Origin of the sequence: Rhodoferax potami (assembly GCF_032193765.1) — a bacterium.
Classification (GTDB): domain Bacteria; phylum Pseudomonadota; class Gammaproteobacteria; order Burkholderiales; family Burkholderiaceae_C; genus Allorhodoferax; species Allorhodoferax potami.
Window position 1 is genome coordinate 564172 of the sequence record NZ_JAVBIJ010000001.1, and the last position, 14169, is coordinate 578340.

General features: G+C 59.5%; 16 protein-coding genes and 1 pseudogene. 1 reads left to right on the forward strand and 16 read right to left on the reverse strand.

The window, feature by feature from the left end:
• Positions 1-17: 17 nt before the first annotated feature.
• Positions 18-1133 (reverse strand): DNA alkylation repair protein, encoded by a 1116-nt coding sequence (locus tag RAE21_RS02755; RefSeq protein ID WP_313880037.1) that lies wholly within the window; start codon positions 1131-1133, stop codon positions 18-20.
• Positions 1134-1143: 10 nt separating this feature from the next.
• Positions 1144-1788 carry a uridine kinase gene (gene udk / locus RAE21_RS02760; RefSeq protein ID WP_313880038.1) on the reverse strand — a complete coding sequence of 215 codons (645 nt, stop codon included), beginning with the start codon at positions 1786-1788 and terminating at the stop codon, positions 1144-1146.
• A gap of 711 nt (positions 1789-2499) precedes the next feature.
• On the opposite strand from udk, the pseudogene RAE21_RS02765 reads away from it, so the two are divergent.
• Positions 2500-3095: pseudogene (locus RAE21_RS02765) on the forward strand (GGDEF domain-containing protein).
• Positions 3096-3115: 20 nt separating this feature from the next.
• Here the strand turns inward: RAE21_RS02765 and RAE21_RS02770 are convergent.
• From RAE21_RS02770 to RAE21_RS02835, 14 genes are all read right to left on the reverse strand, one after another.
• Entirely contained in the window at positions 3116-3418 is a 303-nt protein-coding gene (locus RAE21_RS02770) for a hypothetical protein (RefSeq protein ID WP_313880039.1), read from the reverse strand.
• Between the two features lie 37 nt (positions 3419-3455).
• Positions 3456-4079, reverse strand: coding sequence for a class I SAM-dependent methyltransferase (locus tag RAE21_RS02775; protein ID WP_313880040.1), 624 nt, complete (start codon positions 4077-4079; stop codon positions 3456-3458).
• A 108-nt stretch (positions 4080-4187) separates the two neighbouring features.
• The gene (locus tag RAE21_RS02780; RefSeq protein WP_313877524.1) at positions 4188-4514 is read right to left on the reverse strand and encodes a hypothetical protein; all 327 of its coding nucleotides are present in this window, start codon (positions 4512-4514) and stop codon (positions 4188-4190) included.
• A gap of 22 nt (positions 4515-4536) precedes the next feature.
• Complete coding sequence (locus tag RAE21_RS02785; protein WP_313880041.1) at positions 4537-5472, reverse strand: DUF6929 family protein; 936 nt, start codon at positions 5470-5472, stop codon at positions 4537-4539.
• Between the two features lie 116 nt (positions 5473-5588).
• A complete protein-coding gene (locus tag RAE21_RS02790; RefSeq protein ID WP_428984054.1) occupies positions 5589-5693 on the reverse strand; it encodes a HepT-like ribonuclease domain-containing protein in 105 nt (34 codons plus the stop codon).
• A gap of 18 nt (positions 5694-5711) precedes the next feature.
• Positions 5712-6002, reverse strand: a complete 291-nt coding sequence (locus RAE21_RS02795) for a nucleotidyltransferase family protein (protein WP_313880042.1) — start codon at positions 6000-6002, stop codon at positions 5712-5714.
• Between the two features lie 136 nt (positions 6003-6138).
• Positions 6139-6615, reverse strand: a complete 477-nt coding sequence (locus RAE21_RS02800) for a YHS domain-containing (seleno)protein (protein WP_313880043.1) — start codon at positions 6613-6615, stop codon at positions 6139-6141.
• Positions 6616-6698: 83 nt separating this feature from the next.
• Complete coding sequence (locus RAE21_RS02805; protein ID WP_313880044.1) at positions 6699-7571, reverse strand: DMT family transporter; 873 nt, start codon at positions 7569-7571, stop codon at positions 6699-6701.
• Positions 7572-7618: 47 nt separating this feature from the next.
• A complete protein-coding gene (locus RAE21_RS02810; protein ID WP_313880045.1) occupies positions 7619-7882 on the reverse strand; it encodes a DUF924 family protein in 264 nt (87 codons plus the stop codon).
• Between the two features lie 12 nt (positions 7883-7894).
• Positions 7895-9769, reverse strand: coding sequence for a 3'-5' exonuclease (locus RAE21_RS02815; protein ID WP_313880046.1), 1875 nt, complete (start codon positions 9767-9769; stop codon positions 7895-7897).
• Between the two features lie 130 nt (positions 9770-9899).
• Entirely contained in the window at positions 9900-10439 is a 540-nt protein-coding gene (locus RAE21_RS02820) for a DUF924 family protein (RefSeq protein WP_313880047.1), read from the reverse strand.
• A gap of 18 nt (positions 10440-10457) precedes the next feature.
• Entirely contained in the window at positions 10458-11033 is a 576-nt protein-coding gene (locus RAE21_RS02825; protein WP_313880048.1) for a PIN domain-containing protein, read from the reverse strand.
• A complete protein-coding gene (locus RAE21_RS02830) occupies positions 11023-12171 on the reverse strand; it encodes a helix-turn-helix domain-containing protein (protein ID WP_313880049.1) in 1149 nt (382 codons plus the stop codon). The genes RAE21_RS02825 and RAE21_RS02830 overlap by 11 nt, the downstream gene beginning before the upstream one ends.
• Before the next feature lie 69 nt (positions 12172-12240).
• Positions 12241-14064, reverse strand: a complete 1824-nt coding sequence (locus tag RAE21_RS02835; RefSeq protein ID WP_313880050.1) for a glutamine--tRNA ligase/YqeY domain fusion protein — start codon at positions 14062-14064, stop codon at positions 12241-12243.
• Positions 14065-14169: the final 105 nt, after the last annotated feature.

The window sequence follows — 14169 nt, forward strand, 5'->3', positions numbered from 1 at the left end:
CCCCAGCGTCTGCGCATTCAGCCTCTGGTTAGCTCAAATGCCCCCAGCGGCTGGGCGCGGCCGTTGAGGATGGCGTCTACCCGGTGGTGGCCGGGGTAGTGTTTGCGGGTGGTCATGTCGGCCAGCGATATCTTTTTGCCCACCTTTTGGGTCTCGTGCGGGGCCAGGTCCAGCGTTTTGAGCTTGAACACTTTGGCGCGTGCCTGGCCATTGGCCTTGACGTAGTGCACCGCAAAGTCCACCAGCACCTGCTGGGCTTGCCCGGTGGTGTTGGTCACGTCAAAGGTCACGTTCAGCGAACCGCCCATCACTGCCTGCGGCGGCGTGATGGCGGGCTGGCTCACCACTGCGTTGGCCGTCTCTCCAAAGCCCAGTGCCGCCAGCGCACCGGCCTCGCCGCGTTTCACTGCTGATCGCAGCGCGTGCTGCACGGTCCAGCTCCGCTCGGGTGTGGCGCCTTGCAGCCAAGAGCGGGCTGTGTCCGCTAACAGGGCCGGGTGGTCTTTGCCAATGTCGTTGAGGTTGTTGGCCACCGAGCGCCGCACGTACAGGGCAGGGTCGTCTTTCAATGGCTCCAGCAGGGCCAGCACCGGGGCAGGGTCACGTTGAAACGCCGGCAAGCGCGAGGCCCAGGGCAGCCGCGGCCGTGTGCCCTCCGACACCAGGCGGCGCACATGCTCGGAGGGGTCGCGCGTCCACTCCATCAGCCGCTCGAGGGTGGCCTCTTGGTGGTGTTGCAAATAGGGGCGGATGCTGAACTCTGCCGTAAAGCGCTGTGTGAGCGCGTGCTGCGCCTGCATCGACAACTCAAAATGCCCCAGCCCGAATTCCGCCACAAACGCCGTGTGGGGCAGGTACAAGAACGATGCCAGCGAAAGGCCCGGGTTGCGCCCGTGCGGCTGCTCAGCAGATGCCAGCAAAATCGGCAGCGCCTGCGCATAGTCCTGCGGCAAGTGCTGCTGCAGTGCTCTGGCAATGTGCTTGCCACGCGGCATCAAGGCTAGGGCCTCGTAGCCGCTCAGCGCGTCGTGTAAAAAGGCATCAGCGTCAAACCGCGGGTGCACCGCCCGGATCATGCGCGCAATGGCCTGCGGCACATCGGGGCCATATTGGGCAACCAGCGGCTCGGCCATATCGGGGCGCTTAGCCGCGGTCTAGCTCTTTGATCAGCGTCTTCACCTTGGTGGTGATGATGTCGACCGCCGGGTCGTTGGCGCCGTGGGGCAGGATGACGTGGGCGTGCCGCTTGGTGGGCTCGATGAACTGCTTGTGCATCGGGCGCACGGTTTCCAAGTACTGGGCGATCACGCTCTCGGTGCTGCGGCCGCGCTCGGTAATGTCGCGCTGCAGGCGGCGAATAAAGCGCACATCGGCCGCCGTGTCCACAAATATCTTCAGCGACATCATCTTGCGCAGCTCGGGGTCAAACAGCGCAAACAGCCCCTCAATCACGATCACCGGTGCCGGGTTCACCACCACGGTGCTGGGTGCGCGGTTGTGGGTCACAAAATCGTAGGTCGGCATGTCGATGGCCTCACCGCGGCGCAGTGCCTGCATGTGCTGCACCATCAGGGGCCAATCGAAGGCGTCGGGGTGGTCGTAATTGGTTTTGACGCGCTCTTCAGGCGCCAGGTGGGTCTGGTCGCAGTAATAGTCGTCCTGGTAGACCACAGACGCCATGCCCGGCCCGATAGAGGCCAGCACCTCGCGTGTCACGGTAGATTTGCCGCTGCCACTGCCCCCGGCAACGCCGATCACGAATGGTTTGTTATTGGATTTTTGGGGCATGATTTTTAGGGGTTCCGGACGACAAAGCGCGCTATTTTACGAGCCCGGCCCAGTTTGGCCCAACAGGCCCTAGCCGTAATCGGTTACATCCAAAAAGGATGGTTGTTTTGCAAACGCCTCCGTAGAATGGAATCCAGAAGCTGCACCCCGAATAGCCGCAAACCCACACCCACCCAGCCCATGCAGCCCCTTCCCGATCTATCGGTCAGCGACCGTTTGGTGGTCAACCAAACCGGCTTTGCCTTGTGGGTGGCGTCGTTCCGCCAAACCCTGCACACCACGCCAGCCGGCTGGTTTGTGGCTGCCTGGATGGCATGGGGGCGTGTGCCCGACAAAAACCTGCTCCTCTGGCTAGTGCTTTTCTTTGTGGTGTGGATGATGGGCTTGCTCTCGATCGACCGCGCCCTCAAAGACGGATGCGACCAGCAGACCCACGGTCCACGCCTGCGGGTCATGGCGGGGCTGGACGGCATTGCGTGGGGCTTGCTGGGCTGGTTGCTGGCGGGGCACGATGTGCTGTTGGACGCGATCATGGTCGCGCTGTTGTGCGGGGTGAGTGCCGTCAACGCGCAGGTGTATGTGTCTTACATCCGCGGCTACTACCTGCAAAGCGGGCTGATGTGGAGCATCTCGGTGCTGGGGCTGGCGCGCTACGCCAACCAGCAATACAGCGTGGACCTGATCGTGGCGTTCAGCGTGTTTCAGGTACTCATGTTTTATCACTCCAGCCGCATTTCTAACCGTGTGCGGGAGGGCATTGCCTTGCAACTGTCCAATGCGGCGCTGGCCCAACAACTGCGCGGCTTGCTCACCAAAGTGCGCATCGATGCCGCCACCGACGCGCTCACCGGGCAGGGTAACCGCCGCGCGCTCGACGCATTGCTCAAACAACAATTGGAGTTCTCGGTCAGTACCGGCCAGCCTTTTTCTATCTTGATGCTGGACATCGATTTCTTCAAAAAAATCAACGACGTCCACGGCCACTTGGTCGGCGACGAAGCGCTGCGCTCCTTTGCACAGCGTGTCCGCGAGGGCCTGCGCCAAGGCGATGTGTGCACCCGCTACGGGGGGAAGAGTTTTTGATCGTGCTGCCCCTGACCCCCTTGCAGACTGCGTTGGAAGTGGCCGAGCGCCTGCGCCTCGCTGTAGAGGCCGAACCGCTGCCCACCACCCCGACTCTGGCTATAACGGTGTCTATTGGCGCCGCCACCTACAAGGCCGGGCAAACTGTTGATGCACTCATGGCCGCTGCGGATGCAGCCTTGTACATGGCCAAACGAAGCGGGCGAAACCAGGTCCAGAGCTAAGGCCCGGTTGCCGCCGGCCGTTAGCCAGCCAGTAAGCGCGCGCTCACCTCGGCGGCATCGGGTGTTTGGAACTGCATGTTGTGCTGGTCAGTGAGCGGGCCACCACCGGGCTCCATGGCACCAGCTTCGTCGTAGCCCATGGCCTTGAACTTCCAGACCGCGCCAATCTTTTTGAGCGACCCCACATGCGCGCCATCGGCCGTGTGGACGGCCAGCACATCGGCGTTCACCGGCAGCAACTGCAGGGGGCTGGCAAGAGGGCCCGGCGGCACCAGGGTAAAGGTGGGCGTGAAATCGGGCGGCAGTGTGGGCGTGTGGGGCATGGCGCTGTTTGTATCGCAAAACGCGCAGCCCTTGTGGCTAGGCCGGCAGCGCCTCGCCCCAGTAATGAAAAGTGAAGGGCCGTGGGCCGGTGAGGTAGCGGGTTTGCAGGTCGGGCAGGGCAAAGCCTGCGGCACGCAGCAGGGCGGGTACATCGCGCCCCAAATGGCAGCCACCTGCCACCTTGCCCCACAGCGGCTGCAAACGCTCTTGCCAGCGCTGCACCGAGGCATCGGGCGCGCGCCCATGCTCGCAAAACAGCAGCTTCCCCGTGGGTGCCAGCACGCGGCGCATCTCCAGCAGGGCGGCGTGCGGGTCGGGAATGGTGCACAGCGTGTAGGTGATGAGCACGGTGTCAAAGCTGGCATCGGGCAGCGGAATCTGCTCAGTGGAGAGGCCGATCAAGTCCACCTGCAAGCCCGCGCGCTCTATGCGCTCCCGCGCCAGCGGGTGCATCTGCAGGGCCGGGTCCAGGCCGGTGATGTGGGTGACGCGGGCCTTGTCGTAGTAGCGCATGTTCAGCCCCGTGCCAATGCCCACCTCCAGCACCCGCCCTTGCGCGCGCTGCACCACATGCTGCCGCATGCGCCCGATCATGGGCATGCCACAGGCCATGTCCAGCGCCGTGGGCAAGATGTGCCGCTCATACCAGTTGGGTTGCATGGCTTGCAGTGTAGCGGGGAGGGTGCGGATAGGCCTCAAATCGGCCTCTAGCGCCCGTTAAATATGCGCGAGTAGCTACTAAAAACGTAGCAAGTGAACGATGGAGCCTCAGGCCTGCCAAACCCCGAACCCGGCGGATTGCAGGTCTATGGCGACTTCGATTTCTTTGTCTACCGCGTCGTCGTAGCTCATGGGGTTGAAGCCTTCAAACAGGTCGGGCAGCAGGCGCAGGCCGTATTGCTGGGCGAAGCGGTTGGCCTGAATGCCGGCTTTGTGTTTGTCGAAGCGCACATCCGGGTCCAGCCCGGTCATGCCCACGTACACGCAGGGCTTGCCGTCCACATAGCCCGGATTGTTTTTGCGAAAGCGGGGCTCCAGCAGCACGTCTTTGTGCAACTCAATCACATACACGTGGTGGTGCTTGCGGCGGGCCATGGGGCGGGTTGCCTTAGCGCGGTTACAGCGCCCAGTGCGTTTGCAGCATTTGGGCGGGGGTGCAGGGCTCGTCGGGGTCGGTCACCAGGGTGATCTGCCAGCCACCGTCTGCGGCTTGGGCGGCAATGCCTTCGACCTTGGGGGCGCCGGCCAGCAGCTGCAGCTTCACCTGCCCGTCGGGGGTGACGATACCAATGGCGGAGCCCACGCAGGCGCCGTCGTGGTAGCTGTCGTCGGTGCTTTCGGCTACGGCGCAAAAGGCCCAGGCGCCGCCGTCCAGGGGCGTGCCATCGGTCAGGCTCAGAGGCACACCGTCCACCTCGCCCAAGTCCATGGTCTGCACGTCGTGGGGGGCGGGCGGCTGGGGCTGCAGGCCTGCCAGCCAGGGGGCAATGTGGCTCCACTCGTAGCGAATGCAGGCGCTCAAGGCGTTGCCCTTGTTGCCCCGCTGCAGCAAGAGCAACTTGTTGCCCAGCAGGAAAGCGCCTTCGATGTTCAGGTCTGCAAACCGCTCTCGTAGCGGCGCATACAGCGGCGCCAGATCGACGGTGTCCACTTGCCCAAGCGGAGTTCCCTGCGCATCCAGCGGCAGCAGCACAGCGGTTTTACGCTGTGGCTTGGAGCCAGACCCCAAGGCCAGCAAGGCCCCGTGGGCGTGGCCGGGGAGGAGCGGCAATAGGGCCAAGGTTTCGAGGTCGGGCTTGGCTTTTTTGCGCGCGCCCTTGTCGTGCGGCAAGTCGTCTTCCAGCAAGCGCAGCAGCGCGCCGGGTGCGTGCATGGCGCTACTGTCAAACACGCCCAGGTGCACCTCGTCGTCGGCCACCACATACAGGCGCTCGCCCACGCGCACCAAGCCGCTGGCCGCACTCAAATGCGCGACACCACGGGGGTGGTCAGCGGGGTTGAGCGTCAGCTGGCGCAGCAGCTGTGGGGTAAGGGTAGGGTGGGCTTGGGGCATGCGGCAGTATAGAGCGCACGGTTGCCGGAGTTAAGCGAAATAGGCCACTAGCCCACGTGGAATATGCGTGATTAGCTACTAAAAGCGTAGCAAGTAGCAGTCAAGAAATCAGGGTTTTAGGTAGCCCGTAAAACGTCCAGCTGGCTTTTCAAGGCAGGCAGTGCAGATTTGACGGTATCCCAAACCACTTCAAGGTTGATGTCGAAGTAGCCGTGCGCGATGCGGTTGCAATTGCGTAGTTATAAGAGGCGCGCTTCCCGGGCCACTATGTCGCGGAATTTGATGGGCAGGTCCTTGAGCGTGAGCACATCTACCGATACGCCCAGCAGCTCTTGCAGTTCGTCTTGCAGGCCACCGAGATCGAATAAGGTGGTTCCCGGTAGTGGGTCCACCAACAAATCCAAGTCGCTGCCTTCGCGGTCATCGCCGTGCAGGGCCGAACCAAACACCCGTGGATTAACCACGTGGTAACGCGCTGCGGTAAGGCAGACGGCATCACGGTGTTGGCGGAGGGCTTGGGAGGGGCTCATGAGCTGGAGTTTACCGGAGCAGTCTTCTATGCGCCAAATAGGCGTCTTGCGCAGGTGGAATATGCGCGAGCAGCTACTAAAAGCGTAGCAAAATTGCCTTTATCAAAGCAGACCAGAGCTCCGCACGCCTACACCTTTACCGCTTAGCGGCCAGTATTTCCTGCCACGCCTTGTCGGCTTGTTGGCGATAGGCTTTCCAGTCGCCATTGAGCCAGCGCTGGCGGCCGCGCTCGGCGTAAAACAAGTGCAGCTTGTTGTCAAAAAACTCCCACACCGAGCCGCTGGTGGGGATCAAGCCCTCGCCTAGCGACAGCCCGTTAGAGCAATGCCCGTTGTACTGCGGCGCATAGGCCGCGGGGTTGGCTGCAAACTTGTCGGCGCTGGCCTTGGATGCAAAGCGCCACGGCACGCCCAGGTACTGCACGGTAAACGTGCTGCTGCCTTCCACCACCTGGTGGTTGGTTTTGGCCTCGGGTGCGTAATACGACACCGTATCTTTGCCACCTATGGCGGCACCATTCATCCAGCCAGTGCTCACTGGCTCGGCGGCATGGCCTATGGTGGCGAGGGCGGCCAGCAGCAATGCGGCGCAGCGGATAAGCAAGGTTTTCATGGGGGGCGGGCAATGCGGTTGAAAGTGGTTTGTCTGCCTACGCGGCACATTCTTACAAGCCGCGGCGCAGCACCGCGCAGCGCTTAGGCCTTCTTCCAAATCACAAGGCCAATGCCGCCCAAGATGGCGCAGCCCGACAGCGCCATCGGCCAGGTAGCGGCCTCGCCCAACAGCACCACGCCACCCACAGCCGCAATCACCGGCACGCTGAGTTGCATCGTGGCGGCGTGGGTCGCTTGCAGGGTGGGCAACACCCGGTACCACACGGCATAGCCCACGCCCGATGTCAACGCGCCCGAGGCAAACGCAAACACCAAGCCGCTGCTGGTGATGTGGAGCTGCGGCAGCGCCACCGCACTGAGCACCAGCGCCATGGGCACGGTGCGAATGAAGTTGCCTGCCGTTACCGCCGTAGGGTCAGCGCCACCGTGGGCGGGCTGGCGCCGGCCCAGCAGCGAATAAGCGCCCCAGGCCACCCCGGCACCCAGCATGGCCGCAGAGCCCACCAAGCCCGGCGCCGCTACGCCCGGCAACATCAGCACCACAAGCCCTGCAACCGCCAGCACAAAGCCGCCCATCTGTTGCGGGCTCAAGCGCTCCCCGCGGTACAGGCCCCAGGCGATCATTGTGGCCTGCACCGCACCAAACAGCAACAGCGCCCCTGTGGCCGCCGACATGCTGAGGTAGGCAAACGAGAACCCCGCCGCATACACAAATAGCGCCAGCGCCGACCAGCCATCACCCGGCAGCGCTGCGGTGCGCGCGCCCTGCGCGCTTGGTTTGCGCTGCAGCCACACCAAGGCGGCCAGCGTGATTGCGCCAGACACCAAACGCACGGTGGTGAAACTGGCCGCATCCATGGCGCCGCCCTTGAGCGCCACGCGGCACAACAGAGAGTTGCCCGCAAAGGCCAGCATGGCAAGCGCCAGCAGAGACAGATTGAACAGAGAGCCCATGGCGGAGCAGTGTACGCGTGGGGTGCAATTTAGAATGAAATTGGCCACTAGCCCACTTGGAATATGCGCGAGTAGCTACTAAAAACGTAGCAAAACCGCCGCCTAAAAACCTTGAACGAAGACCCTAGTTCGCTCAGATAAGCCAGCTCCTCGGGCGTGGTGGTGCGGCCCAGGAGGGCGTTGCGGTGGGGGTAGCGGTTTGAGCGGTCAACGATCTCTTTGTGGCGTAGCTCAAAGCGCAGGGTGTCTTGGGATACAGGAGGCCATACGTCTAGTACTGAATGCTCAAAAAAATTAATGAGCAGAACCATCGGCAAGAGAACTTACAAAGCAGCTTCAAACTGCGCTGCTACTACCTCTAGAGAGTTCTTCACACGGTCAACTACAAGGGAACTCCCTGCGGCAGTCAATACCAGCTTTTCTGTGGCTCGTGTCATGCCCACATAGAGCAGGCGTAACTCTTCTTCCAATGGCTCGCCCATCCAAGGCATGCAGTCCAGTCCAGAGATGAATACCAATGGAAATTCCAAACCTTTGGCGCTGTGTAGCGTCACCAGCTTGACGCTGGGAGCCGTCCAGTCAAATGCCTTGAAGGCTGGGTTGTTCATAGATTGGCAGCCGATCTGGTGATGCAGTATTGCTTGCTCAATCAAGTCCATGTGTTTTTTGATTCGGCACAGCACGGCGATGTCGCCCGGCGATGTGCCATCGGCGATTGCAGCTGCAATTCGTTCTGCAATCAGTAGCGCCTCTTGGCGACCATGGGCAGCGGTAATTAATGTTGGCAGTGGGCCGCGTCGTCCAGCAGTAGTGGGCTGCACCGTTTGCATGTCGTCATCGGTGCCGGCTTTTTCATTCACTATTCCCTGCGCGCATTGCATTGCCAACGCCAGCACTTCGGCAGTATTGCGGTAGTTCAGTCGGAAAATGCTGGTCGTCCCCACCGCTTTGATTCCAAGCTTTGCGAAGTTGAACTTGCGTCGCTTTTGCTGGTAAATGGATTGGGCATCGTCGTAAAGAACCAGAAGTGAATTGGTGGCTGGCGTCACCAGCTTGGCCGACATTTGCAGCCAGGCATCTTGAAAGTCGTGGGCTTCGTCTATCAGCAGTGCGGTGTATTGGCCGCTGGGAACCAAGCCAGTGTCTAGTGCCCGTTGAACGGTGGCAGCGAGTTCTTCGTAATACGCATCCGTGTTGGGACGTGTCTGGGGACGGTCGAGCTGATAAGCCCGCACCATGTCCTGACACCAAGCGTGGAAGGTTCGTACCACCACCCGCTCATCCACGCCGCGCTCGCGCAACATGGCGTCTATGCGCTGAGACAACGCGCGGTTGTAGCAGAGCACCAAAATTGGTTGGTCGGCCCGTGCTGCCGCTGCAAGTTGCTGTGCCCTAAAAATCAAAATCATGGTTTTGCCAGAGCCAGCCGCGCCATGAATCACACGGTGCCCCTCACCAAGGGTGCGTGCAGTTTGCTCCTGCGTAAGATCCATGACCTGCATCAGACTCGGCAACGCCATCGGCTTCCCATCCGATTGCAAGTCCAGCGCCACTTGGGTCGACTGCATGCGAATTTCGGGGAACAGATGCCAGCGCACGCGATCACGCTGCGGCAGGCTCAGCGCGTAGGGGAAAGTAAGGGTGAACATGCCCCATAAGCGTTTTTCAAACTCATAGGCATCCACCCCATCGTCCAAGTCCTCTCGTAACAAGGTCTTATGACTCGGGAATAGCTGCTCAAAATCAGTGGATTCGACTTGCTTTTGTCGAATGTTGCTTAGTACACAGCCCCAACCATAGGGAACACGGCACTTCCCTTTGAAAGGGTCTTCTGTTTCTAACAACGCTGGGTCTTGCTGGAGTACGTTGTTGAGCTCAGTGGCGTAGTCACGAGCCTGACGCAACGGATGCGGAGAAGTGACCAACCCGTTGTTGGTGAGTAGCTCCACGCTGTCTTTCGTGATGCGCTGGTTCTCAACCGTGCCCCAAGACCAGTGTTTAACTTCCAAAATTAGCAATCCACGGCGTGGACTGAGGAGCACAAAATCAGGTTGCCTCGCCTTTGGCCCGATGGGAACATCGTGCCACACCATATATTCGTCTGACAGGCACCGTTTCAGCTGATGTAGTGTGTTGCGTTCACCGGCGTTCGCGCAGCGCTTATCGATGTTGGTGAGTCCTTGCGGAAAAATAGCCATGGTTCATATCTGATGTGTGACCAGTCTATTCTGCCATGGTACAAGGGACAAATAAGGAAAATAGGCCACTAGCCCACGTGGAATATGCGCGAGTAGCTACTAAAAACGTAGCAAGCCTGCAGCCAAAAATCTAGAACGAAGACCCCGGTTCGTTCAAGAAAGCCAGCTCTTCTGCAGTGGAGGTGCGGCCCAATATGGCATTGCGGTGGGGGTAGCGGCCGAAGCGGTCGATGATCTCTTTGTGGCGCAGATCAAAGTGCAGGGTGTCTTCCATGCCCGGCTGCGAAAACAAGGCCACGGCTTGCGTGTGCACTAGCGCGGACTCGCTGTGCATGTAGGGCATGTAGGCAAAGCTGCGCTGCGCCAGGGGCAGGCTACGGTCCTGCCCACTGGCCACCAGCTCTTGCGCCAGCACCAGGGCCAGCGCGTCCTGCGCAAAGGCGCGGGCGGTATCGCGGTACACATTGCGCGAGAACTGGTCCAGCACCAACACCTCCGCCAGCCGCCCCTCGGGCGTAGCGCGCCAGGCAAACAGCTCACACCGCGCAGCAGCCTCCAGCGTGGCGCCGAAGCGGGTGCCGATGGCTTCGTCCAAGGCAGCGTCTTTGGCGAAGTGCTGCTTGGGAGTTAGCTCGGTGAACCAGAAGTGGAGGATGGGTTGGGGATACATATTGCGCAGCTCTGTGGGCTATCGACTCATTAAGCGATATTGCAATGCAGTCTCATAGGCCTCTTGAAAAAATTTAGTCAATGGCCTGCGCTCATGCTTTTCGTGTTCCTCAATGACGACGCTATGGTCTGCATCCACTAAGTGACGATGAAAATGGAGCCAACCATAGAGTTTTGGAGTTGTCTCGACCTTGAGGTGGAGTCTTTGCTCTGCATATTGGCGAGCCTTGCGTTCATCCGTCATAAACGCGAAGGACGTTGTCTTGTAAGCTGTAGCGATACAAGACAACTCCCCACTGCTAAGCGCTGCTGGCGCTCGGCGTGAAACTGCCAGTAGGTCGTCTAGATCGCAAGGCTGCTCGCTAAATTTGCCTTGTGCTCTCAATACCCTGAGCCTGCGGATTAGTTCAACTGACTCGGGTGTTGTTGTCTTCCTAGGCTTGTTTAGGCATTCATAAAGAACCATCGGAGTCACATAAAAATTAACCCGAGCTGAATTTGCAGCACGAAATATCGCGTTTGCTGAAAGAACATTCCAAACAGAGCAAGTGTCTGTGATGACCATAAAGCTGAAGTTGCTCGGATCAAAAGCCATGATTGACAGTCCTTCCGAACAAGACAGCAATTTCCGGAAGGTCTGACTGACTTATTCGTAGTGCTTCAATTAGTCGCCCAGTGCTGATCAGTTCCTTGTAATGCGCCTCAAAACATAAATTTACGAAGTAGTCCGATAGACCCCTCTCAAGCAAAGATAGACGTCGTGCCCGTTGGCTATCAGTCAGGTTTTCTGGCGCCTCAGGATCTATCTTGGCAGAGGTCGGCACACGAATTGTCCGAAGCTTTGATGCAGTTCCCTGATTAATCAATTTCGCATCCTTCAATGCTTTAAGGAGTGCAGAAACGCTAACTCGAAACTTCTGTGCCCAAGGGGCGATGTTGGATTCGTCGAGTGTCCCGATTCGTTGCAGAAGGTGTACTGGCATCAAGTAGTTCGACGCAAAACTGTTTGCCCGTATTTCGATCAACTCCGCTTTGTTGTATTTTGAGCTGTGAGTTTCGTAGGTAAGCATCACGCGCTCAGACGAATCGAATATCGAATGTGCAACTTCGTGACAGACCGAAAAGCGCTGTCGGTAAATATCCTCGTTGTAATTGATAAGTACACAATGACCCGCTAACGGATCTTGAATGTAAAGACCAGAGATATCGCTGTTGACTAGCCGTTGGCGCAGTATGTGAACACCAATGCTTCGGAAGTCCGCGTATATGTCGTGGGGTACTTCATTTTCTTTGTGACTTAAGTGAGATCGAAGCTTCTTCGCAGTAGCTTGTCCATCTCCTTTGTAGAAATTGCCCACCCTAGGCGCTGGAAATGGAGTCTTTTTGATACCCAGTAATCCTTCCAGGGAGGATTCAATCTGGCAGATATGCAAAAACTCCTGAATAGATCTGCGGTCAACTGCAGAAAACGTATTTCCGTATCGTCTGAATAGGATGTCTGTCAATTCACCTGGCGGAGGTACTGAATCATCAATCAGGGAACGGAAATCACATTCGTAGAGACTTGCAAGAATCAGCACTTCATCACCAGTTGGCCGTGTTTGGGCCAACTCAATCTGAGTCAATCGTTCAATTGGCAGATCGATGGTTTTGCAGACATCCTCAATTGAGTACTCAAGCGTTTTTCGTATTTGCTTAAGTCGCGTTGCTATTGTTTGAATATCCGCGGCCATATTAATTGCTGGTCAATCAGGTATAGATAAGGTGTTCCAGAATGAGGCCTAAAACCGAACTCTGCGTTTTCACTTCCCCCAACTATCCTTCAACCCCACCGCCAAGTTAAACACCGGCTTGTCCGCCTTGTGGTCCATGCGGTCGGCCACAAAGTAGCCGTGGCGTTCAAACTGGAACTTCTGGTCGGGCTGCGCGTTGGCCAGTGACGGCTCCACGATGGCGGTCACCACCTTCAGGCTGTTGGGGTTCAGGCTTTCCAGGAAGTCTTTGCCGCCCGCGTCGGGCTGGGCGTCGCTGAACAGGCGGTCGTACATGCGCACTTGCGCCGACACGCCGTCGGCCACGCCCACCCAGGTGATGGCAGCTTTCACCTTCACCAGGTCGGCGCCGGGGGTGCCGCTCTTGGTGTCGGGCACCACGGTGGCCAGCACTTCGGTAATGACGCCATTGGCATCTTTGGTGCAGCCGGTGCACTCGATCACGTGTCCGCCCTTCAGGCGCACCTTGTTGCCGGGGAACAGGCGCTTGTAGCCCTTGGGGGGCACTTCTTCAAAGTCTTCGCGCTCGATCCACACCTCTTTGCCGATGGTGAAGTGGCGCACCGGTGATTCGGTTCCCTCGGGCGGGTGGGGCAGGGCGGGCATGCTGCACGCGTCCAGATACGCGTCGCCACCTTGCTCTGCAAACACCTCGCCCCAGTTGGTCAGTACCAGCTTCACGGGGTTGAGCACGGCCATGCCACGGTGGGCAGTGTTCTCCAGGTCTTCGCGCAGGCAGCCTTCCAGGGTGCTGTAGTCGATCCAGCTGTCGCTCTTGGTCACGCCAATGCGCTCGGCAAACAGTTGGATGGCGGCAGGCGTGTAACCACGGCGGCGCAGGCCGACGATGGTAGGCATGCGCGGGTCGTCCCAGCCACTGACCTTGCCTTCATTCACCAGTGCGGCCAGCTTGCGTTTGCTGGTAATCACATAGGTGAGGTTCAGGCGGGCAAATTCATATTGCTTGGGCGCGGGGGCTGCCAGCAGGCCGGTATCAATGAGGCGGTCCATCAGCCAGTCGTAAAACGGGCGCTGGTCTTCAAACTCCAGCGTGCAGATGCTGTGGGTGATTTGCTCCAGTGCGTCCTCAATCGGGTGCGCAAAGGTGTACATGGGGTAAATGCACCATGTGTCGCCCGTGTTGTGGTGCGTGGCGCGGCGGATGCGGTAGATGGCCGGGTCGCGCATGTTGATGTTGGGGCTGGCCATGTCGATCTTGGCGCGCAGCACCATCGATCCATCGGCGTGTTTGCCATCGCGCATTTCGCGGAAGCGGGCCAGGTTCTCCGCAGGTGTGCGGGTGCGGAAAGGGCTGTCCACGCCGGGCTTGCCGAAGTCGCCACGGTTCACGCGCATTTGCTCAGGCGTTTGCTCGTCCACATAGGCGTGGCCGGCTTCGATCAGCGCCTCGGCGGCGCGGTACATAAAGTCAAAGTAGTCGCTGGCCTGGTAGGGGGCCACGCTGTAGTCGCCCTGGCTGCCGTTCCAGTCAAAGCCCAGCCACTTCACCGCGTCGATGATGCTGTTGACGTATTCGGTGTCTTCTTTTTCGGGGTTGGTGTCGTCAAAGCGCAGGTGGCACACGCCGCCGTAGTCGCGCGCCAGCCCGAAGTTGATGCAGATGCTCTTGGCGTGGCCTACGTGCAGGTAGCCGTTGGGCTCGGGGGGAAAGCGGGTGCGGATTTTGGCGGGGTCAGGCTCGCCAGCGGCGTGGTGCGCGGCGTCGCCGGGGGTGCCGGCCCAGCGGCGCTGGGCGTAGGTGCCTTTTTCGAGGTCAGATTCGATGATCTGGCGCAAAAAGTTGCTGGGCTTGACGGTGTCGGTAGCTGTGTTCGCGGGGGTGGGGGTGCTCATTCGCAGATTTTAGACGCCGCATCTTGCGTCTCGCCCCGCGGGGGTGCCTGGCGGGCTTGTGTAAGCGGAGTTCGTTACTATGTGCTTGTTACATTTTTAACAATT